We start from the raw sequence: 21,291 nt of genomic DNA, 5'->3' as shown, positions 1-21,291 counted from the left end.
ACCGCATATAGTTCTGATCCATTGAGCAGTAAAAGGAGGGGTCACATTCTAAAAGTGTGACCCCTCCTTTTACTGTCTGCTTGTGGTCTGATAATGTCCCTTAGCCAACCGCTTTTTTGTGGTGCTCGGCTAACTCTTGTTGGACATGCGTAGGAACCTCTTCGTACTGCCCAAATTCCATTATGAAGGAGCCACGTCCCTGTGTAATGGAGCGCAGATCGGTTGCATAGTGTAGGATCTCAGCCTGAGGGATCATGGCGGTAATGCGTTCCATTCCCTCTTCCTCAGCAGGCTCCATTCCCAGGACACGACCGCGTTTTGTATTGATATCGCTCATCACATCGCCCATATTCGCGTCGGGGACTGTGATCGTCACATTCATGACTGGCTCCAGAATGACAGGGCTCGCCAAGGGAACTGCCTCTTGCATGGCAAGGGAGGCCGCGACCTCAAAGGATTGGGCTGAGGAGTCGACGGGGTGATATTTTCCGTCGTATAGCGAGACTCTGACATAGAGCATGGGGTTGCCAGAGACAAAGCCGCGCTTGAGAGATTCGCGCACGCCTTTCTCGACTCCGGGGATAAACTGGTTGGGTACGACGCCACCCACGACGCGGTCCTCAAAAATGAAGGTTTCTTCGCTCTCGCGTGGTAGTGGCTCAATCTCTAGCCAGACGTCGCCAAATTGTCCGTGTCCGCCGCTCTGACGCTTGTGGCGCCCATTGGCCTTGGCCTTTTTGCGGATTGTCTCACGATAATGGATATGTGGATCACGTGTCTCCAGGTCGACGCCATATTTGCGCTTGATGCTCTCGACCACAATTTGCAGATGTGCTTCTCCCATGCCGGAAAGGAGTGTTTCCGCTGTTTCGGGGTCACGCGAGACATGAATGGCGCGATCCTCCTGTACGATGCGCGCCAGGGCATTTCCCATCTTATCCAGATCTGACTGAGTGTGAGGAACAACGGTCAACGTGAAGCAAGGGGCTGGGAAGTTTATCGGCTCTAGCGGTGAGGAGGCGTCCTTTTTATCGGTCAGGGTATCACCGCTATGGGAGTTAGTAAGCTTCGAGACCGCGCCGAAGTCACCCGCGCCAATGACTCCCGCGTTTTCTGGCATTTTGCCGCGTGGTATGGATAGACCACCAAGGCGCTCATCTGTTTTGGTTTGGACGTTATAGAGGTGGCTATCAGCTTTGATTGATCCGGTGTAGACGCGAAATGTCGAGAGTGTGCCCGCTTGCTGGCCCGTCGTTTTAAAGATGAGGGCCGAGGTATGGTCGCCAAAGGCTTGAGCATCCTCTGGTAAAGTGTCGGCGGCGCTGGGCAGGTAATCGACAATCGCGTTCATAAGTGTTTGGAGGCCGACGTTCTTCGCTGCTGATGCGCAGAGGACTGGGACAAGTTGTCCCGAGGCTGTGCCAACTTTGACGAGTTTAAGCACTTCTTCGTCGTTCAGCTCATCTCCTTCCAGAAACTTTTCCATGAGCTCATCGTCACTTTCAACAGCGGACTCGATCAATTGCTCACGGTAACTGGCAATCGTTTCTTTCAGTTCATCGGGAATTGCGATCTCTTGTACGCTGCCGCCCTCGAACGTATAGCCCTTTTGATGGAGAAGGTCAACGACTCCTTTGAAGCTTGCCTGCTCGCCTATGGGAATTTGAAGTGGAACGACTTTAGTGCCGAATTGGGCGCGTAATGACTCGAGCGCGCTATCGAAGGAGGTGTTTTCGCGGTCAAGTTTATTGACCAGGGCGATACGTGGCAGGTTACGCTCGTTGGCATAATGCCAGACCAATTCGGTGCCAACCTCGACACCTTTCTCGGCTGTTACCACGAGCAGGGCCGCATCTGCTACGCGTAGGCCTGCCTTTACTTCTCCTACGAAGTCGGCATAGCCTGGGGTGTCGATGAAATTAATCTTATGATCTTTCCACTCGACGGGAATAACCTTGGTATGTAAAGACATCTGGCGCTTGAGTTCATCAGGATCATGATCCGCGATAGAGGTTCCTTCATCCACCTTACCTTGCCGCGTAACGGCTCCGGTGTCAAATAGTGCGGCATCAATCAGGGACGTCTTCCCTGCTCCCACGTGGGAGATCAACGCTACATTGCGAATGTGTTCCGCCCCGTAAACCTTCATAGAACCCTCCTGACGTGCTAGCGAGAGATCGTCACGTGCCGGACTGTCTGGGAGTCTGACGTAGAGACCTCCCCTGCGACTGCTGTTCCACAGCATAGCCGATGATAGCACGGTAAAAGCTGTGCTATACGCTATTCCTGTTGAATATGTCTAGTATAACAGGGCAATATATTTTATTCAATAAATTGTAGGTTGTTTCAGGGTTTCTCGCTACTTCAAGTAGCGCGTGAATATATATTGCTGGTTCTTGTGAAGCAGGTCGCCCCCTGCTATACTGAAAGAGGTATTTTTGCAGCCTATGCATGCTTAGTAGGGAGAGAAACTGATGAACATAGATATACATGATATAGAGGAGATATTGGCGCGCCAGGAGCAGTGGCGTCAGCACCAGACGATCAACCTGATCGCCAGCGAGAACGCTCAAAGTGAGGCCGTGCGCCGTGTCCAGAACTCTGATTTCATGGGTCGCTACGCCGAAGGCCATCCGAATGAGCCGGGCAAAGTTAACCGCTATTACCAGGGAACACGTTATATTGATGAGATTGAGACTCTGGCGCGTAACGAGATTCTGGAGTTGTTCAAGGCCCGTCAGGCCGATGTGCGCCCTATAAGCGGCAACGCGGCGAATACCGCGATTGCGCTGGGATATCTACGTGGTGGTGACACTGTAGTGGCGAATTCTACCGATGCAGGCGGACATATTAGTCATGGACCTGTAGGAGTGATTGGTCGTCGCATCCAGAATAGGGGTCAGGCACTCAAACTGGGTGGCGAGAAGTCGGTGAATCTACACTATCTTCCTCTGACCGAGGATCGTTATCATGTTGATGCGCAGAAGTCAATTGAATTGATTGATCGCCTGTCGCCGCAGCTAGTCATCATGGGTAAGAGCCTCTTCCTCTTTCCTGAACCGGTAAGAGAAGTGGCGGCCTTCTGTCGCACAAAGGGTATCCCCTTGCTCTATGATGGCGCGCATGTGCTTGGTTTGATCGCGGGTGGACAGTTCCAGGACCCGTTACGTGAGGGCGCGACCTGGCTGACGGGAAGCACACATAAGACCTTCCCTGGCCCTCAGCGTGGCGTGATCCTGGGTAATCTGGATGAAGAGGGCGAGAAAAAGTTCTGGCCTGCCGCCGATCGGGGTGTCTTCCCTGGCTCTTCCAGCAATCACCATTTGAACACGCTTCCCGCGCTCCTGGTGGCGACCCGCGAGATGAAGCAGTTTGGTCATGACTATGCCGCGCAGATTGTGCGTAATGCTCAGGCGCTTGGTCGGAGCCTGGATGCGCTTGGCACCCCGGTTGAGGCGCGTGATTTCGGCTATACTAAGAGCCATATTATCGCGGTCAATGTCGCCCAGTTCGGGGGAGGTGTTGAGGTCGCGAAGCGCCTGGAAGACAATGATATCATTCTCAACTACAACATGTTGCCCGGCGATGAAGATCCACGCAATCCCTCTGGTCTGCGTCTTGGTGTCTCCGAGATGACACGCTATGGCATGGATGAGCAGGCGATGGGCGAACTGGCCCAATTGATGCATGACGCTATTCATGGCAAGAATGTGAAGGATCAGGTTAATCAGTTGCGCGCTCGCTACCTTGAGATGCACTATGCCTAGCGGAGACGTTTTTTTACTGTGCTAGTGCTCTCGATTTTCGAGGATTTCGCAGTGTTTATGTACTCTTAAGGATCAAGGGGGATAATCGCCAATGATTACCCCTCTTGATCCTTATTGTCTGCTTCCCTTATGAGCGAAGAGCTTTTGCCATCAAGATATCTGGCTTGCCGGGACCATTTGCATCGGGAATGACGCCCACAATCGTATAGCCAAGCTTTTGATAGAACTCATAAGGATGATGGCGGAGGTTCTGAATCTGGGCGATATGCTGCCAGAGGTCGGGGAGCAGGTCCTTACCCGAAAGGCTAGTGCGACCGTCCTCGTCATCGGTGCCTAGCATGATTGTGATTGCTCCTCGCTCGCGAACTTTATCTTCAAAGTCTGCTACTAGGGCGCGTCCGATGCCCTGCCCCTGGTATTGCGGATTGACCACCAGGGGATGCAACTCCCAGACGCGTCCTTGGTACTGGCTTTGACCAGCGATCCAACCCAGCACCTCACCATCCTCGTTGAGCGCGACCAGGCTTACATTGTCTCCGCTAAAGGTTGTGTGTATTTCTTCTCGCGCGCTTGTTAGATCAGGCCAGGCTGTGGGCGACGATTCCTTGAAGCCTGCCACAAGGATATGCGCCACCTGCTCAATTGTATCTCTCTGATTGGGCAGTAGGTCAGTGATACGAATCTTCGGCATAGCTACCTCTGCTTGTACTTTGTGAGGGTCAGTTGGATGAGTTCTGTCACTTCTTGTATGACTGCCTGATTGGAGGTAGGTCGATGCAGAAACTCACAGAGGCTCATCAGGTCGAGCAGTTTGGCGCGGCGATGCCAGTCAGGCGGTAGGTTCCCGCCGTGCTCCTGATACCCCTTCAGAAAGTAGCTCACAAAGGAAGGGGGCATACGGTGCTCATAGCGCAGCATGTTGGCGATATCGAAGAGGGGAGTGTCTGCGAAGGCGAATTCCCAGTCTAGGATCGCGCTTACCTCCCCTCTATGCACCAGAATATTGATGCCCTTGAAGTCTGAATGAACCAGCACGGGAGGTGTAGAGAGGGGCTCAAGACTTTTCTGTTGCTCCTCGATAAAGCTCCAGAGGCTGGTGCTCAGTTCCGTCCCTAAGCGTTCGCGCGTGGGGCCAGTCTCGATGAGCTGTCGTAATACCTCGAAATAGGTTCCAACACCCTCGAATGGCTCGGTGATATTAAGTCCAGGCCCGAAGAAGCCCGCATGTGGGAATGTATGGCTTCCGATGGCGGCCAGGGTCGCCCCAACTGCATAGCCATAGTTTTTATGCTCTTCTTCACTTCCTTGCGCAATAGCATCACGCAAGAGTATGCCGTCGGCCCAGGCTATGATGGCATAGGGATAGGCGAGCAACTTGCAGGAGGTGTCATGATAGAGTATGCGGGGCATCGGCACTCGCTCATGCACAAGCTGATAAATATCCCAATCCTTTTGACTGCTGGTCTGGTCGCGACGATAGATACGCAATACAAATGGCGTCTTCAGGTCCGAAAGCATGAGTTTGTAGTTTGTGTTGCAATGTCCCTCCGAGAGCAGTTCGGCGGTAAGCACTCGGTGCCCTGGAAACGCTGGACATATCAAGGTGTCCAGCGTTTCTCGGTCTAGCTCTACAAAGTCATGGTAGCGTCCCCAATCTTGTTCTAGCATGGGCGCTCCTGTTCTCTTAAATGGTTTGCTCTGACTTCTGGTGAGCGGCGAGCAGATCTATCAACCATTGCTCGTCATGAACTGGAACCTTGGCTTTCTGAGCTTTTTCTAGCTTGGAGCCTGCGTCCTCGCCCGCGATCAAATGGCTTAGAGATTTACTGACGCCTGTGGCTATCGTGCCGCCGAGAGCCTTGATAGCTGTTTCCGCCGCCGAGCGAGTCATATTCTCAAGGCGACCTGTAAGCAGGAAGGTTTGCCCTGAGAGCGGACCGTCACTGTGTTGGCGCTCCTCAATCATGTTCAGGCCGAAACCTCGTAGGCGCTCGATGAGGGCGCGGTTCTCGTCCTGTTGGAACCATTGGGCGACGCTGTGCCCGATCTTAGGGCCAATACCCGCAACCGCGTTGATTTGAGCTTCAGTAGCAGTGAGCAGGGCATCGATATTCCCAAACTCGTTGGCGAGGATCTGCGCCGTCTTTTCGCCCACATAGCGGATGTTCAGGCCAAAGAGAAGGCGTGAGAGCGAGCGCTGCTTACTGGCCTCAATAGCTGTCAGCATATTGTTGGCACTCTTCTCCTTGATTCCTTCTAGCTCAAGCAAATCGTCATGCGTCATGCGATAGAAGTCTGAGACGCTTTGAATATAGCCAGCGTCCATGAGTTGTCCGCAGGTCTTCTCACCAATGGAATCAATGTCCATCGCGCCTTTAGAGACGAAGTGAATGATGCCCTCAAAGTTGCGGGCTGGGCATTGTGTATTGGGGCAATAGGCCATCGCCTGATCTGGAATGCGCACAATTGGTGTGCCGCAGCGTGGACATTGCTCTGGTAGGTGATAGACCTCCTCTGTACCTGTGCGCTTCTCCATGACGGGCTTCACGACCTGGGGAATAACCTCGCCCGCGCGCTGAACCAGCACCCAGTCGCCAATGCGCAGGTCTTTGCGCTGGATATCCTCTTCGTTATGTAGAGCTGCGCGCGAGACGGTCACGCCACGAATATTGATTGGTTCTAGCGAGGCCCAGGGATTGACGGAACCAGTGCGTCCGATATTGACCTGGATATCTAGCAAGCGTGTCGCGACCTGGATAGGTGGATACTTAAAGGCGATAGCCCAGCGGGGATCGCGTGCTACAACGCCCAACTCTTCCTGATGGGCCAGGTCATTAATCTTGATGACCACGCCATCGATCTCATAGGGGAGGTTAAAGCGCTCATGTTCCCATTTGTTGCAGAAGGCCATGACTTCTTCGAGGGAGTGCGCCATTTGTACATGAGGATTGAGGGGAAAGCCCCATTCCTTGATGAGTTGAAGTGATTCCCAATGGCTATTGATGCGCATGCCATTTACATAGCCAACCTGATAGCCAAAGAAATCCAGGTTGCGCGAACCGGTTACGCGCGAATCCTTCTGGCGTAGTGAGCCAGCGGCGGCATTACGTGGATTGGCAAAGAGCTTGGTATCGCTCATCTGCTCATTAAGCTTCTCGAAGCTTTGAGTTGACATATAGATTTCGCCACGTACCTCGACCCGTTCGGGAATGGGGGCGTTCTCGTTGAGGCGCTGGGGAATGGCGCGAATTGTACGTATATTGGCGGTCCAATCCTCTCCTACCATGCCATCGCCGCGCGAGGCTCCAGTTACCAGTTTGCCCTGATCATAAGTTAGGGCCATAGCCAGCCCATCGATCTTCAACTCGCAGACATAGGTAAATGTCGCGTTCGGTAAAATATTTTGTGCGCGTCTGTACCAGTCGTAAAGCTCCTTCTCGCTCCGTGCATTCGCCAGGCTGAGCATGGGGACCGGGTGTCGATGTTGTTGCACATCCTGTAATGCCGTAGCTCCAACGCGTTGTGTTGGCGATTCGGGCGTCTGAAGCTCGGGATGCTCAGCTTCGATACGCTGTAATTCGATCATCAACTGGTCATATTCGGCATCGGTCAGAGTAGGGTTATCGAGGGTATGATACTGGTAGTTTGCCTCTTCTATCTGACGGCGTAGTTCGGCTACGCGGGTTGCAAGCTTCTCCTCTTCCGTCTGCCCAGCATGTTCCAGGAGCGAAGCGCTCTGTTCGCTCGCTTGGATGTTCTCCTGCTGATCCTGCATACTTTGCTGCACCTCCCGTAATTTTAGATTCGTTGTATAGGGTCTGCTTATCTATTCTTTTTAAAACGCCTCATAGTGGAAGACTTCGGGGGCGTCTGCGAAGAGTCCATTGATGTGGCTACGCCATTCGGCGAAAAGGGGACCATTCCGGAAATCGACGGTATGTGCTTCAAATGAGGTCCAGGTGTTATAGATCATAAAGCGCCCTGACTGCTCTATACAGCGCGTTGCGTGCGCGGAAATGCATTCGGGGTGTCTGCGAATGGCATCGATGCCGCGAATGATACCCTGTGCAAGTTCCTCTTCTTTTCCTGGAATGGCCGTAAAGATAGCGACTTCTGTAACCATGTTGATATTCTCCTTCTTAATGAGAAAATAAGCGGAAGCGCTGCCCCGCAACTGGTATAGAGGGTCCCGACCTATCCTATCACGAAACACCATTGTCTGGTAGTGCAGGAAATAGTTATGCACCGTTGAATATGTTCTTCGCAGGAAGAAGAGGTGAGTCACACGAACTAGTATTATCAGTAGGTGTGATTCACCCCTTCTTGAGGGCAGAGAAGGGCTACTCAAGCGCTCTTAGAGGCACTCCAATCTTGCTCGAATGTCTTTTGAAGCGTATTGAGCACCTCATTATCGGCGATCAAGATGCCTAATTCGCGGTTGCGTTCCAGGGACGCCGTTGAGATGTTTTCTGAACCAACAAAAGCTTTTTTTCCGTCAACGACGAAGATTTTGGCATGCATATAGAGCTTGCTCGATAGCTTGACTTTGACTCCTCCGTCGCTAATTGTGTTGATGCCATCTCCATTGTTGTCGTCACTGGATTGGGGTTTAGGGAGAATGACCTGGACATCTACGCCATCCTTAACAGCGCTAATCAGGGCCTGCTCAACCTGATCATCCTGCATCTCCTCAGCCTCTACCAGTAAGGTTTTCTTTGCGCTCTTGATAAGTGAGAGGAAGGCGTCGCGCGAATTGAGTGGGCTGACGACCAGGGTATTGTTATCGAAATCAAGGTTCTTGCGGTCCCAGTCGGCATTGAAGATATCAATAATGGTCTGGACGTCTTTGTCGTTCGTATCGATGATGCCATACTCGCGGTTTTTTGTGCTGGAACTGCCACCCAGTGCTGAGGCTGTCAGGTTGGCTGTCAGGATATACGCTGTCTTCTCATCAATAATCATCCCCTTCTCGTGCGTGAGCGCGAATTTGGGGTTTGTGGTTTCTGCTTTGACACCAGCAGCGTTCAGCGTATCAATTGTCTGTTGGGGTGAGACGCTACCGCCTCCATAGGGGTGGCCCTCCAGCATCACGCGTACATCCTTGCCATCGTGCGCTGCCTCTTCCAGCGCACTAATTACGTGCTTCTCCGTCAGGAGATAGACTTCAACCCAGACTGATTTCTCCGCCTTTGAAATCGCGTCAGTGATGACCTGATAGCCGGCGTCTGGTTCGACAAAGACTTGAAGGCCCTGCGCGCCGGTGCCTGAAATGCCGTTACTATTATCAGTGTTGAAATCAATAGTGCTACTATTACAGGCTGTTATTAGCACGCAGATGATCAGCATCATCAGCGTGAAGGTAGACTTCCTTGCTCTCGTTAGTAGGGGCTGCATGTGAACTCTCCTCATCTAGCTTCTCAACCTGCGCCACTCATAATATGCTTCTATACATTAAGCGATTGCGTTGATGAAATCAATGTGCTCACACGAAAGTTGGCACATCATTAATACGGATGATGAAGCATGAGCGATGCGTGCCGGTTCTAGGCATTTGTCCCCCAGCAAAGCCAGTGGCCCCAGATTGTCAATAACAATCTGGGGCCACTGGCTTTGCTAATGCGCCTGATATGTTAGGGATGCAGGTAGACGAAGAGGGGAGCCAGGACCAGAGTAATCGTGCTCAACAACTTGATCAACACGTGGAGCGAAGGTCCTGCTGTATCCTTGAAAGGATCACCAACGGTATCGCCTACAACACTAGCCTTGTGTGCCTCGCTCTTCTTGCCTAGCACAATCCCATTTGGATCATGCGAATCGACAACCTCGCCCTTCTCATTAACACGCAGATAGCCTGCCTCGATATACTTCTTGGCGTTATCCCAGGCACCACCACCATTGTTCAGGAAGAGTGCCATTACAATGCCACCCATGGTACCAACCATCAGCAGACCCGCGCCAGCCTGAGGTCCGAGGATTGTGCCCACCGCAATAGGGGTAAGCACAGCGACGATACCAGGCAGGATCATCGCGCGTAGGGCGCCTCGGGTGCTGATATCGACGCAGCGTGCGTAATCAGGGTCGACTCTGTCTTCGGCGTTTTCCGCCATGATCTTTGGATTCTCGCGGAACTGGCGACGCACCTCTTCGATCATGTTCTGTGCCGCGCGACTCACCGCGCGAATCGCGAGCGAACTGAAGAAGAAGATCAGAGTCAGCCCAAGCAAGGCCGCGATAAAGACCGCTATATTTGAGAGGTCAACACGGTAGACGTCCTGATTGTTCTTATAAGAGAAGAGTACATCCAGATATGCGCTAAAGAGCAAGAAGGCGGCTAGCGCGGCAGAGCCAATGCCATAACCCTTGGTCAGTGCCTTCGTCGTGTTGCCCACACTGTCAAGCGCGTCAGTTACGTCGCGTACTGCTTCTGGCTGATTGCTCATCTCGGTAATGCCACCAGCGTTATCGGTGATGGGGCCAAAGGTATCCATTGCCAACACATAGGCGCAACTCATGAGCATGCCCATTGTTGCGACCGCTGTGCCGTAAATGCCTCCAGGATTGATTGCCGTTGGTAGGCCAGCATCAGCGGGGAATGTTACCTGACTACCTAAGAAGAAGGAGAGTCCCAGGGCCGCGCTAATTGCTAGGACGGGCAGGGCCACACACTCAAAGCCAACAGAGATACCTGTAATGATCGTGGTTGCAGGCCCTGTAAGAGACGACGAGGCAATTTCGCGTACTGGGCGCCAGGTGCCGGAGGTATAGTACTGAGTAATGTAGACAAAGACGATACTTAATACGATGCCCACCAGGCCCGCCAGCCCATACCAGATCCAGGGAGCGATACCTGCCGCACCTTGAGCGTTCGTGTCACGAAGCAGAAGGTAGGTGCCAACAAAGATCCCTATTGCGGCCAGAAAGCATGTGAGCCAGTATCCTTTTGTGAGCTGACTCATAGCAATGTCGCCAGGATCACGCCCCGCTGCCTTGTCTGGCTCGATAACGGCAGACTTGCGCACAGAGAGCAGGCCAATGCTGGACGCGAGCAGGCCAAAGGAACTCATAATAAGGGGTAGGAGAATCCAGCTTGCGCTTTTTGTCGCGATGAAGAGTGTTGCTCCTAGCAGCATCGCGCCGATATTTTCAGCTGCGGTGGACTCAAAGAGGTCCGCACCACGGCCTGCGCAGTCTCCAACGTTATCACCCACGAGGTCTGCGATGACGGCTGGGTTACGTGGATCATCTTCTGGAATGTTGGCCTCGACCTTGCCTACGAGGTCGGCTCCAACGTCGGCAGCTTTGGTATAGATGCCGCCACCCAGTTGCGCGAAAAGTGCTACAAAGCTTGCGCCAAAGCCAAAGCCAATGATGAGGGCTGGCGCGGCCTGGGGATTGCTTAGGCCGTCATAGGCGGTGAAGAGGATCGAGACTCCTAGGAGCGAAAGGGCTACGACCAGGAAGCCTGATACTGCCCCACCCCGTAGTGAAACGATCAGTGCCTCACCCAGCCCACGTGTAGCGGCGCTGGCAGTGCGGCTGTTTGATTTGACCGCGACATACATACCGATATAGCCGGATAGGCCAGAGCAGAGCGCGCCGATAATGAATGCAATCGCCGTGTGCCAGGCAAGAGTTAGGCGTTCGGCATCGGTTCCCTTACTAAATAGGAAGAGGACAGCGGCCACCACGATTGCTGCCGCGATGGATAGGGTTGCGATAGTACGATACTGTCGATTCAGGAACGCCATGGCACCCTGAAAGATGGCGTTGGCTACCTTTTGCATGGCGGGTGTGCCACTATCTTTGCGCAATACTGATGTGGCAAGGATAATCGCAAATCCAATTGCGAGCACACCAATAACGATGGGCACCCAAATATAATAGTTACTCACGAATACCTCCTTACAGGGATGAGGGCGATGTGTGATCCGCGCTGATCATAGAACTGGCTGTGTTTCTTGAAGGTCTGGATATCTGACCACTGAAAGGCTTGTAACTAGAGTGGGTTGGCCGTTCGTGCTTAGACTTCTGCGCACCTTCTACGCCTGGTGGGGGTAGATGTGGTGTGGGGCAAGATGCCAATTTCTTCTTGCCCCACACCACATCTACCCTGGGCTGCGTAGTCTCATCCCCACATAGTTACTGGTGTTTAACATTCAGATGAGCCGCAGGCGGGACGCCTTCTCTGAACGAGCATCACACACGAATTGGGCCTCGACCAAGTTATCAGGCGGTATGTTTTCGCAAGTGCTGGCTTTGTGCATATTGACCTTCTTGCCGCTAGCTCAGCGTCCCTAATCCCTATTCTTATGGAAAACCCGAGTCGAAAGATAGTGTAACATACGCGCGTCTTCTGTGACAAGAGTATTGCATTTAATCTGAGGCTTCATGTGATGCGATAGAGAATCTATAAACATCTACTTTGCGTACAACTGTTACACATTTTAGCAAATCTTTGCTTGCTTGTTTGAGGTGATGGTATATTCATGCCTATAAATGCTGGCTCTTTACATGTATGTGTTGTTTTCACAAGCAATTTGCGAATTGTATGTAAGAGATAGAATGGGATTGGACTTCATGAAAAGCATTCATGTATTTATTCATAATTCTTACCGATAGCTTTTCCACAATCTTGCTTATAGAGCCTTGTGTCGAAGATGTTTATAGTATTTGTGAATTTTCATGCTCCCCTCGTCGCTCAGGAATATCGACAAATAGATTGTGCTATACGCGATATGTCGGTGGCTTGTGGCAGGTTGTTCTGGCGGGTGTTACTCATGATGGGTTGGGTAAAAAGGGAAGAGAGCAAGTACGTCGTGTTTGCGATGTAACGATAGTTGCGACAAAAAATTATGAAGGCCTGAACCCAGAATGCCTATGGTGCAATGATTTTGAGGAACTTACTGTGGGGAAGGCCGAAAAGAGGGCGTCTCATTTCGATAATTGCGGAGCAGTCACCTTCCTCATGAGGAAGGTGACTGCTCCGCAATTATCGCCATGCTTCTATATTATGGGGTTAATCAGCGCACGCCCGCGCGATTGGTGATCAAGTGTTGAATGTGTGGCAGTTGCGGTACCATCTGTTTCTTGCGTGAGACCATACCTTCAACCATGATGGAATGGCCCCCCTTCTCCAGAGGCACATTAAACGCGTCCGCAACAGCGTCAGCGCATCCATGAATCAGCAAATGGCAATTCATGTTGATGATATCGACGATCATGAATAGGAAAGAGGTGTAGCCACGGCTCTGAGAGAGCTGCTTCATCGTTGCCAGCAGTTCGTCGGTGCGTTTCTCCACTGTCTCAGGACTGGCGGTTTCCACGGTTCCGACGGCGAATGTCATATCGTGCATGCTAAATTCTTTGAAATCAGAGGTGAGCAATTCTTCGGCGCTACGCTCGTTTAGTTCACTGGCTCCGGCTGTGAAAGCGGCCTGCCCTAATTCCTGAATATTAACCTGAGCGATCTCTGCCAGTTTGTGGGCGACATCGACGTCTCGGGGGTGCAGGTTGGCGAGCGGAGAATGAGCGTATCGTAGAGCAGACCCGCAAGCATCATGCCAGCTACCTCGCGTGGAATCTCTATGCCTGCCTCCCGATAGAGACTATAGATGAGCGTTCCAGTGCAGCCCACGGGCTCTGCGCGGAAAAAAATAGGTTTGCTAGTATGTACATTAGCAATTCGGTGATGATCGATAATGCCAAGCAATTCGGCATCCTCTGCTCCGTCGACCGATTGTGAAGGCTCATTGTGGTCGACCAAGAAGAGGCGCTTGGGACGCGCTTGCAGGATATCGCTACGCGTGATAAAGCCGACCAGTTTCCCCTCGCTATCAACGGCTGGTAGTGAGCGATAGCGCTCAAGTTTGGGCTGTACATCGCTCATCAAATCTTCTGGATGGCAATACGCGAAATCACGTTCCATGATGTCCTGTACACACGTGCTGAGATTGATGAGACGGACCGTGGTAAATGTGTGATAGCTAGTGCTAATGATCATGGTTCCATGTTCACTCGCCATTGCCAAGGTGCGCTCCGAGACGGGGAAATCGCCTGTAATGACGAGAATGGCTGCTCCGCGCTCAATGGCGGTTATCTGAGCGTCCTCACGGTTGCCAATAACGACCAGGCAGCCTGGCTCTACATAGTCTGCCATGCTCTCTGCCTGCATGGCACCAATAAGCACACGGTTGCCGAGCTCATGCAGCCCTTGCGTAAGTACGCGTCCTTTGAGGACCTTGACCAGGTTATCGCGTTTGAGAGGGATACGATTGACCGTTTGGGGATCGAGATCATTGAAGAAGAGCTTCGCGAAATCTTTATTAGTGATAATACCATAGACTTTATTTTCGTCATCTATGACGGGCATTGAGTGGCGATTATGCTCCTGCATCATCTGACCAGCTTCTAATAGGGGCTGATCAATATGTGCTGTCATGACCTCCTGACGCATAAAGTCTTGTACCTGGAGGTAAACATGTTCGAGAGCCTGGGGAGCAGGAACTTGGAAGCGATCTAATACATAACGAATCTCTGGTTTGAGTGTGCCATGTCGTGCGGGGATAACATTTGCCTGGCCCTGAAACTGCAGGAGGCGCGCATAGGCGTAGGCCGAGGCCACGGAGTCCATATCTGAATTTTTATGTCCTATTACATAGATAGGCTGTTGTGCCATAGATGAAAGTTCTCCAAATCAGGGTGCGTTCTCTGCTTGCTTATTTAAGTATAGGTAACTGTCGAATTATCGCGAGATTCGCAAGCATCGTCAAGCAGTGTGTGACCGGGTATGATGTAACAATTGTATCACGCCTGGCTGCTTTAGCAAATGGTTTTCCTCCTAATAGCTCATCTGACGCCCTATGAGTAGGATGCAACTATGGCTACTGAGTAGCTCTTCAGGGTTACACGCCCTATGTGCTGACTCTTATGGATATGGGGAATGTGTAGATTACTCTTCTAAATCGCATACCTCTGTGAAGTAAGTATGTGCTGAAAGAGTTCTGATATCGGTGTGGTAGAACACTGACAGGTGAAGATTAGCAAGATTACGTGAGAAAGATAGCCTATTCTACTTATTTTTATTCAAGCGGAAAAACACCATGATACACTATAGACAAATTTTATAAAAGCCTGGAGTGTATTTCTTGAAGAAGAAGTGAGGGCTCATGTTATGCGTAGTCTGGAAGTGCTTATCGAAAAGGATGCATTTAGTGCTGCCCAGCCGATGGAGGTGACGGCGGATACTCCGCTTTCGTCTTTGGTGCCGCTGCTGGTCGATAAATTGCAACTTCCTCAAACCGATCTCTTCGGGCAGCGATTGCACTATCAGTTACGTCAGTCGGCAGGCGCGGTCTTGCCTGAAAACGCGACATTGGAAAAAGCTGGTATTGCCTCGGGCGCTCGCCTCTCCTTAGAGGTGCTGGCGGATGGCGAACGTGACATGCCCCAGACGCAAAGAGGTAGTGGAAGTCTCATCTTGCCCCCCTCTCGTTCCGCAGCCGAGCTTTATACTTCCGATACCCTGGGGGATGAGGCTGGATTCGCGCCTATAAAGGCTGGGTCGACGCGCAAGCACACTCGCCGCAGTGTTCTACTCCTTGGTGGTCTGGCGAGTATGGTCTTGCTCGGCGGAGGGATCTCATATGCGAACATGCATGGCTGGTTGTCTGGAACTCAAGGCACTGGCATGCAGTCATCAGGTAAAGGGGCCGGAATGATGAAGGGCTCTCCTGTGCCGTCACCCACAGTACAGCAGGCCATGGTCCCAACCCAGGCGCGAGCGCTGACTGACTTTACTCGCCATCAGGGGACCGTGCGGGTTGCGCGCTGGTCGCCCGATGGCAAAATGATTGCGAGTGGTGCTGACGATGCCAATGTCTACCTCTGGGATAGAAATGGTATGGCGGGGAATGCCCTTAAGCATCAAGCTTCCGTTCGGGCTCTGGCCTGGTCGCCTGATGGGCAACGTCTGGTAACAGGCGCGGGCACGCAGGTTACTTTCTTTGATAGCGGTAATAAGACAATTCTTGGACACTCCATGAGAGCACATACGAACCGGATTACGAGTCTTGATTGGAGCAACCAGGGAGCGCGGCAGGTGGTTTCAGGTGGCATGGATCGGCGAGCGCTGATATGGGACACTACGACATATCGTTCTTTGCGCCTGTTCACGCGACATACTACAGCTATCTATGCGGTGTCCTGGGATGCGGGTGGAAATCTGGTTGCTTCCTCATCGCAGGGAGGTGTGACGCGAGTCTGGCAGGCGAGTAATACAAGCGAGATACACGGCCTTTTGATGGATGGAGAACACTCCATGCGTGCGACAGCGTTTGCTCCAGTAGGTATGCGTCTGGCGTGTGCGGGAAGCGATGGGGTGGTGCGTATCTGGGATGGTGCTGTCTGTCAACGCCAGGGCAACGGTCAGTTTGGACTACAGTGTATGGATACCCCTATGCGTATTCAGGTGACAAAGACCAGCTTACGAAGCCTTACATGGTCACCCAATGGGCGTTTTCTGGCAGTAGGAGCTGATGACGGAACATTGGCGTTTCTGTATCCCGAGCGAAGCCAGAAGCCCCTCTTCATGGTCAAGCGGAATGCTCCGGTGCTTAGTGTATCCTGGAACAGTGATGGTAAACATGTCGTCTCTGTCTCAGGTCGAAGCGCCACGATATGGGAGTTGAGTTAGTGGGTCAAGGTGCGCGATGCCTCGCTCAGAAATACAAGCGAGAAGGACATAGAGCACTCTATGTCCTTCTACCAGGGTCGCCAGCGCGTAATGGGCGGCTAGCGCGCGGCTGCATCTATAAATTCGAGCATGACGCGCATGTCGTCGAGCGCTCGTGTGGGAACCTCGCCTTGCAGAACGGGGATGCTTGCTAGGGCCGTGCTGGCCAATTGGCTCTGCTGTGCCAGGAATTGGCGGCAGTAGGCACGTGTACCTGTGCGCTCCATAATCGCCAGGACGATATCAACCTGTTCTTTGGTAAGCGTTTCCTGTTGTTGGTAGATGTCTATGAGGGTCGCTTTATCCTCGTCGCTGGCATGCTCGCGGGCGTGCAGAATCGGGAGGCTCTGCTTACGGCGATAGATATCGCCTGCCTCTGTCTTGCCTGATTCCTCACTGCTGGCCCAGACACCGAGCAGATCATCGCGTACCTGGAAGGCGATACCCATTGCTTCGCCAAAGCTACGCAGTCTGGCAATTGTCTCTTCGTTGCTCGTTCCCAGGCGCGCTCCCAGTTCCGCTGCACAGGCCATCAGTTCCGCCGTCTTACGTCGGATCATATCGATGTACATAGACGTAGAGATGTCTCGGTGACCCTCGAAGCTCATATCCAGGTATTGGCCCTCAGCTATGACTAAGCAAGTTTGATCAAGAATTGCCCCCAGTTTGACGGCGATGTCCGCCGTGACTCCCTGTTCGAGGACTCCCCATAGCGCTAGACGTCCGAGCGCGAACATGCCGTCCCCGCTATTGATGCCGTTGGAGGTGCCCCATATGGTCCAGAGGGTCGGACGGTGATGACGCTCTGTATCGCCATCCACAATATCGTCGTGGATCAATGAGAAGTTGTGAATCAATTCCACGGCGGCGGCGGCTGGTAGCGCACGCTGAAGATATTCAGTTTGCTCAGTCAGGCCCCAGGCTCCCGCTGCCTCATAGGCCAGGAGCAAGAGCGTTGGGCGCAATAGTTTCCCTGTAGCACTACGCACTGGCTGAAGCTGGCTATCGACCCAGCCCAGGTGATAGCGCATCTGTCCATAATAAGCTCGAAGTGCCTGAGTATCTTCTGTCAGGCCATTGACGGCGCTAAGGAGCGCGCTATCAATGGCCTGCTGATGGCGAAGTAAGGTAGCTTGAAGTGTAGATAGTACAGTCATGAACGAAATGATCTTCCTTATGGGCCGACTTTGGTCCGTCAACTATGGCTTAATGTAGAATAGGATGATAGCCGCGACGGTGCCAACAATGGTGATTGTACTCGCGACACCTCTGATGCCGCCGACGCGATGCAATGGCGAACAAAGCTGACAATAACGATTAGTGTACTGGTAGCGATGTCCACGCATGCCCTCGCGCACGATGTGTACATCCTCGCTCTTGCGTCGTGTGTGTAGCTCGTCGCAGACGTGACGACCGCATCCATTACATTTAAAATGATCGACGAAATGTGATGTTTTTGAAATTGACCATTGATCCGGGTAGACTTGGGTACCGCAGACGTAGCAGACCTGGGTATGTGCCAGGCGCATTTGCTTCTCTGCACAAGGCGAGTGCTGCTGTTTGGGGAAGTGGTCCTGACAGAATGCCTGGCGACAATCCGGGCAGCGTCCAAGAGCTTCCTCGTCACATTCTTTACATCGGCGGCTCGGGCTTACACCATGAAGACGTTTGGGTGCGTTTCTTAGAGTCATAATGACAGGCTCTCACAATCTTTTTAGGTGGTGCGATGAAATTGAGCGTAATAGGTTTCCTAGAAGTTCTCTTGCTATTATACCAAGTATGACGTTGGCTGCCCATTTGTAGGCATGGATTCAGCTAAAATGGCCGTTCGATAGCACCTTTTTTACTAAATTTGTACATTGCCGCTTGCGGCGAAACGGGATATGATGTTAGCGGGGCCTTCGTGGCTATAGAAGGAATCTAATTGGTATTATTTGGATGTTTTTCGATTAGCAGAAAGGGGAGGCGGCATTGTTCCCTGCCGCACGGAGCGAGCAGGAGTTGTGGGCCGCTATGTGGATGGAATTCTCTCTCTCTTTACCTCCTATGACCTGGGGGCGGCATCGCCTGGACTGGGGGCGACAAACCTATGTAATGGGCATCGTGAACGTAACGCCCGATTCTTTTTCTGGTGATGGTATCTCGCCTGCCGATGTGAGCCGGGAGGACGTGGTGAAGCGTGCTGTGGAACAGGCGCGGTCCTTCGTGGCGCAGGGAGCACGCTTTATCGATGTTGGGGGAGAGTCCACGCGCCCCGGTTTCCCAGAGGTGTCAGCGCGAGACGAAGCCGAGCGGGTGGTGCCAGTTATTGAAGCTCTACATGCTGAGCTGCCCGCCGATGTGATTATCTCTGTAGATACCTCTAAAGCTGAGGTTGCTGAGAAGGCTCTGGCAGCGGGCGCGGATATGCTAAACGACATCTGGGGTTTGCAGAAAGATTCGCTTGTAGCGAGCGTAGCACGCGCTTATGGCGTGCCTGTGATCTTGATGGCGAATATGCGCGGCTTTGAACGGCGTGAACTCATAAGCGATATCACGCGCTTCCTCGCTCATAGCCTTGACATGGCTCTGAAAGCTGGTATCCCCTGGGAACATCTTATCATTGACCCCGGCATTGGTTTTGGTATGGGATTGGAGGGAGACCTGCTGATGCTACATCGCCTGGGCGAATTACGGGCGCTGGGTCGTCCTATCTTATTAGGTACCTCGCGTAAGTCTGTGATAGGAAAAGTCCTTGGGGGCCTACCTGTGGAGGAGCGAGTAGAGGGGACTGCGGCGACGGTGGCGCTGGGGATTGCTCAGGGAGCGGATATTGTGCGTGTCCATGATGTCCGCGAGATGATGCGCGTTGTTAAGATGAGCGATGCCGTGGTACGGGGTACTTTCGCTCTTGACTGAGTGCTATGGCCCAAGCGTAGACCAATACGAACAGAAAGAACACGAAACTGTGAATTACCAGGAAGCACTTGCCTATATCTATGGCTTTACTGACTATGAACGAAGTGGGAAGTATACCCGTGATCGTAACGAGAATTTGACTCGGACTGCTCGCCTGCTTGAACTGTTAGGTGATCCACACCATGCGTATAGTAACACCCTGATAGCTGGTACCAAGGGCAAAGGTTCTACGGCTGCGATGGTTGAGAGCGTGCTACGTGAGGCGGGGGTGAAGACCGGACTCTATACCCAGCCTGATCTCCATACCTTCCGCGAGCGGATACGCGTTAATGGTGCTCTCATTCCAGAGGTTGAGGTTGGCAACCTGATCCCAGAGATCAAGCGCGAGGTTGAGCGCGTTCAAGCCGACCATGAGTATGGTCCCTTCATCACCTACGAGATTGGTACAGCCCTGGCGTTTCTTTATTTTGCACATAGCCATGTGCAACACGCCGTGGTCGAAGTTGGGCTGGGAGGGCGTCTCGACGCAACCAACCTGACACATCCTCTGGTTTCGGTGATTACCTCCATCAGTTATGACCACATGAGTGTACTGGGCAATACATTGAAGCAGATTGCGACGGAGAAGGCCGGAATTATCAAAGAGAATGGCCTGGTTGTAACCTCAGCGAGCGCGCCAGAAGCTTTGCTTGCTATCGCTGCTAAGGCCAGCGAGAGGCAGGCACGAATGGTGCGTGTCGGCTCTGCCGCTGGCGATACGGCCCAGACAGAGGTTGAGGCTGGCTCTCTGCCATCACTAAGCTATCGCTATCAACTGAATGAGCGTATCGGCTCACGTCAGTGCTTCACAGTCTGGACGCCTGAGCGTGAGTATGCAAACCTCGAATTAGCCCTGGCGGGTGAGCATCAACTAGAGAATGCCACTGTGGCTGTAGCAACGCTTGAGATGCTGCGTGAGAAAGGAATCGACTGGGATGAAGCGGCGCTACGTAAAGGGCTGGCATCTGTCCACTGGCCCGCGCGCATCGAGGTTGTGGGTCGCCAGCCAACAATTGTCGTGGATGGTGCTCACAATACCGACTCAATTCAAAAGTTGGTGCGAGCACTGCACGTGACGTTTGATCCGCGTCGCCTGATTTTCGTCCTTAGTACCTCCAAAGACAAGGATCTGGTGGGCATCATCAAAGAACTGGCCCAGGCCGATGCTGTAGTCCTGACAAGCATGAATAATCCCCGCGTGACCCCTCTCGAAGATCTGAGAGCCCTCTTTGCGGAACATGCGCCACGGGTAGAACTCCTGAGCGCGCCTACCAGTGAGGCGGCGCTCGATATGGCGGTTGGGTTGGCGGCTCCCGAAGATCTTGTGTGTGCTACTGGCTCGATCTATCTGGCGGGCGAGGCCCTACGCTGGGCTGCGGCTCGCGGCGATCAACTTGCCGCCTCTGAGATCGAAGGCGTTGACCACTAGTTCTCCAGATAAAGAGCCAGCCAGAGAGCCGCCCGGTTGAGATTAATCTTAACCGGGCGGCTCTTTATCTGCTTGGGCTATGCCTGAATCAACCCTTTCCCTCCGACTGGCTGAATATCGATCTTCTCTGGCGCGCCAGCGAGAAGTGGGATGGCTAGCTGAATAGTTTCTTGTGCTCCCTCGATGGTGAGCGATGCGTCATGTTCCTCCTGGCTGTTCCATACCTCCGTGACCCAGACACATTCGGGTTCGGTTGGTGAGGTGTTGACGATATAGAGTTGGCACCCCGGAACCTTCTCCATGGCAGAGGCTGCGTTTAGCAGGTAGGTGACGAACGTATCGCGCTGTCCTGGCTTCGTGGTGAACTTAACATAGCATCCATATGCGCTCATTGGAGTTCTTTGACCGTCCCTCTATTCTATCTAGAA

General features: G+C 52.6%; 16 protein-coding genes. 4 read left to right on the top strand and 12 right to left on the bottom strand.

Features of this window, described 5'->3' with window-relative positions; all coding sequences use genetic code 11:
• Window positions 1-100: 100 nt before the first annotated feature.
• Window positions 101-2,149, bottom strand: a complete 2,049-nt coding sequence (gene fusA, locus K3T82_RS05870; RefSeq protein WP_220192550.1) for an elongation factor G — start codon at window positions 2,147-2,149, stop codon at window positions 101-103.
• Window positions 2,150-2,474: 325 nt separating this feature from the next.
• Between fusA and K3T82_RS05865 the strand changes: the two genes are divergently transcribed.
• A complete protein-coding gene (locus tag K3T82_RS05865; protein ID WP_220192549.1) occupies window positions 2,475-3,767 on the top strand; it encodes a serine hydroxymethyltransferase in 1,293 nt (430 codons plus the stop codon).
• A 127-nt stretch (window positions 3,768-3,894) separates the two neighbouring features.
• Here the strand turns inward: K3T82_RS05865 and K3T82_RS05860 are convergent, their stop codons facing one another.
• The 8 genes from K3T82_RS05860 to K3T82_RS05825 form a co-directional block, all read right to left on the bottom strand.
• Window positions 3,895-4,458, bottom strand: coding sequence for a GNAT family N-acetyltransferase (locus K3T82_RS05860; protein ID WP_220192548.1), 564 nt, complete (start codon window positions 4,456-4,458; stop codon window positions 3,895-3,897).
• A 2-nt stretch (window positions 4,459-4,460) separates the two neighbouring features.
• The gene (locus K3T82_RS05855; RefSeq protein ID WP_220192547.1) at window positions 4,461-5,435 is read right to left on the bottom strand and encodes a phosphotransferase family protein; all 975 of its coding nucleotides are present in this window, start codon (window positions 5,433-5,435) and stop codon (window positions 4,461-4,463) included.
• Window positions 5,436-5,451: 16 nt separating this feature from the next.
• A complete protein-coding gene (gene ligA / locus K3T82_RS05850) occupies window positions 5,452-7,542 on the bottom strand; it encodes an NAD-dependent DNA ligase LigA (RefSeq protein ID WP_220192546.1) in 2,091 nt (696 codons plus the stop codon).
• A gap of 60 nt (window positions 7,543-7,602) precedes the next feature.
• Window positions 7,603-7,890, bottom strand: coding sequence for a putative quinol monooxygenase (locus tag K3T82_RS05845; RefSeq protein ID WP_220192545.1), 288 nt, complete (start codon window positions 7,888-7,890; stop codon window positions 7,603-7,605).
• A gap of 221 nt (window positions 7,891-8,111) precedes the next feature.
• Window positions 8,112-9,161: a phospholipase D-like domain-containing protein gene (locus K3T82_RS05840; RefSeq protein ID WP_220192544.1), complete on the bottom strand. Its 1,050-nt coding sequence runs from the start codon at window positions 9,159-9,161 to the stop codon at window positions 8,112-8,114.
• Window positions 9,162-9,397: 236 nt separating this feature from the next.
• The gene (locus K3T82_RS05835; protein ID WP_220192543.1) at window positions 9,398-11,659 is read right to left on the bottom strand and encodes a sodium-translocating pyrophosphatase; all 2,262 of its coding nucleotides are present in this window, start codon (window positions 11,657-11,659) and stop codon (window positions 9,398-9,400) included.
• A gap of 1,128 nt (window positions 11,660-12,787) precedes the next feature.
• Window positions 12,788-13,219, bottom strand: coding sequence for a DHHA2 domain-containing protein (locus tag K3T82_RS05830; RefSeq protein ID WP_268886646.1), 432 nt, complete (start codon window positions 13,217-13,219; stop codon window positions 12,788-12,790).
• Complete coding sequence (locus tag K3T82_RS05825; protein ID WP_220192542.1) at window positions 13,207-14,442, bottom strand: putative manganese-dependent inorganic diphosphatase; 1,236 nt, start codon at window positions 14,440-14,442, stop codon at window positions 13,207-13,209. Before K3T82_RS05825 ends, K3T82_RS05830 begins: the two co-directional genes overlap by 13 nt.
• Window positions 14,443-14,937: 495 nt before the next feature.
• Here K3T82_RS05825 and K3T82_RS05820 point away from each other — a divergent pair, with 495 nt between their 5' ends.
• The gene (locus K3T82_RS05820) at window positions 14,938-16,458 is read left to right on the top strand and encodes a WD40 domain-containing protein (RefSeq protein WP_220192541.1); all 1,521 of its coding nucleotides are present in this window, start codon (window positions 14,938-14,940) and stop codon (window positions 16,456-16,458) included.
• A 98-nt stretch (window positions 16,459-16,556) separates the two neighbouring features.
• On the opposite strand, the gene K3T82_RS05815 is transcribed toward K3T82_RS05820, so the two are convergent.
• Both K3T82_RS05815 and K3T82_RS05810 read right to left on the bottom strand, forming a co-directional pair.
• Window positions 16,557-17,654 carry a polyprenyl synthetase family protein gene (locus K3T82_RS05815; protein ID WP_220192540.1) on the bottom strand — a complete coding sequence of 366 codons (1,098 nt, stop codon included), beginning with the start codon at window positions 17,652-17,654 and terminating at the stop codon, window positions 16,557-16,559.
• 42 nt (window positions 17,655-17,696) lie between these two features.
• Window positions 17,697-18,188: a hypothetical protein gene (locus K3T82_RS05810; protein WP_220192539.1), complete on the bottom strand. Its 492-nt coding sequence runs from the start codon at window positions 18,186-18,188 to the stop codon at window positions 17,697-17,699.
• Window positions 18,189-18,510: 322 nt separating this feature from the next.
• On the opposite strand from K3T82_RS05810, the gene folP reads away from it, so the two are divergent.
• On the top strand, window positions 18,511-19,395 hold the full coding sequence (folP, locus tag K3T82_RS05805) for a dihydropteroate synthase (protein WP_236031024.1): 885 nt from the start codon (window positions 18,511-18,513) through the stop codon (window positions 19,393-19,395).
• A 49-nt stretch (window positions 19,396-19,444) separates the two neighbouring features.
• On the top strand, window positions 19,445-20,863 hold the full coding sequence (locus K3T82_RS05800; RefSeq protein WP_220192538.1) for a bifunctional folylpolyglutamate synthase/dihydrofolate synthase: 1,419 nt from the start codon (window positions 19,445-19,447) through the stop codon (window positions 20,861-20,863).
• Between the two features lie 77 nt (window positions 20,864-20,940).
• Here K3T82_RS05800 and K3T82_RS05795 read toward each other — a convergent pair whose 3' ends face one another.
• Complete coding sequence (locus K3T82_RS05795; RefSeq protein WP_220192537.1) at window positions 20,941-21,255, bottom strand: putative quinol monooxygenase; 315 nt, start codon at window positions 21,253-21,255, stop codon at window positions 20,941-20,943.
• Window positions 21,256-21,291 lie beyond the last annotated feature (36 nt).

Source organism: Ktedonospora formicarum (assembly GCF_016587355.1).
Taxonomy (GTDB): Bacteria; Chloroflexota; Ktedonobacteria; order Ktedonobacterales; family Ktedonobacteraceae; genus Ktedonobacter; species Ktedonobacter formicarum.
The sequence above is the reverse complement of the archived record's forward strand: the minus strand, read 5'-3'. Positions and strand labels throughout refer to the sequence as shown.

What these genes read in the sequence shown, in the direction of transcription:
- K3T82_RS05825 (WP_220192542.1), bottom strand. Translation starts at nt 14,442, where the DNA reads ATGGCACAACAGCCTATCTATGTAATAGGACATAAAAATTCAGATATG.
- K3T82_RS05840 (WP_220192544.1), bottom strand. Translation starts at nt 9,161, where the DNA reads ATGCAGCCCCTACTAACGAGAGCAAGGAAGTCTACCTTCACGCTGATG.
- ligA (WP_220192546.1), bottom strand. Translation starts at nt 7,542, where the DNA reads ATGCAGGATCAGCAGGAGAACATCCAAGCGAGCGAACAGAGCGCTTCG.
- folP (WP_236031024.1), top strand. Translation starts at nt 18,511, where the DNA reads ATGTGGATGGAATTCTCTCTCTCTTTACCTCCTATGACCTGGGGGCGG.
- K3T82_RS05820 (WP_220192541.1), top strand. Translation starts at nt 14,938, where the DNA reads ATGCGTAGTCTGGAAGTGCTTATCGAAAAGGATGCATTTAGTGCTGCC.
- K3T82_RS05795 (WP_220192537.1), bottom strand. Translation starts at nt 21,255, where the DNA reads ATGAGCGCATATGGATGCTATGTTAAGTTCACCACGAAGCCAGGACAG.
- K3T82_RS05860 (WP_220192548.1), bottom strand. Translation starts at nt 4,458, where the DNA reads ATGCCGAAGATTCGTATCACTGACCTACTGCCCAATCAGAGAGATACA.
- K3T82_RS05865 (WP_220192549.1), top strand. Translation starts at nt 2,475, where the DNA reads ATGAACATAGATATACATGATATAGAGGAGATATTGGCGCGCCAGGAG.
- K3T82_RS05845 (WP_220192545.1), bottom strand. Translation starts at nt 7,890, where the DNA reads ATGGTTACAGAAGTCGCTATCTTTACGGCCATTCCAGGAAAAGAAGAG.
- K3T82_RS05815 (WP_220192540.1), bottom strand. Translation starts at nt 17,654, where the DNA reads ATGACTGTACTATCTACACTTCAAGCTACCTTACTTCGCCATCAGCAG.
- K3T82_RS05855 (WP_220192547.1), bottom strand. Translation starts at nt 5,435, where the DNA reads ATGCTAGAACAAGATTGGGGACGCTACCATGACTTTGTAGAGCTAGAC.
- K3T82_RS05810 (WP_220192539.1), bottom strand. Translation starts at nt 18,188, where the DNA reads ATGACTCTAAGAAACGCACCCAAACGTCTTCATGGTGTAAGCCCGAGC.
- fusA (WP_220192550.1), bottom strand. Translation starts at nt 2,149, where the DNA reads ATGAAGGTTTACGGGGCGGAACACATTCGCAATGTAGCGTTGATCTCC.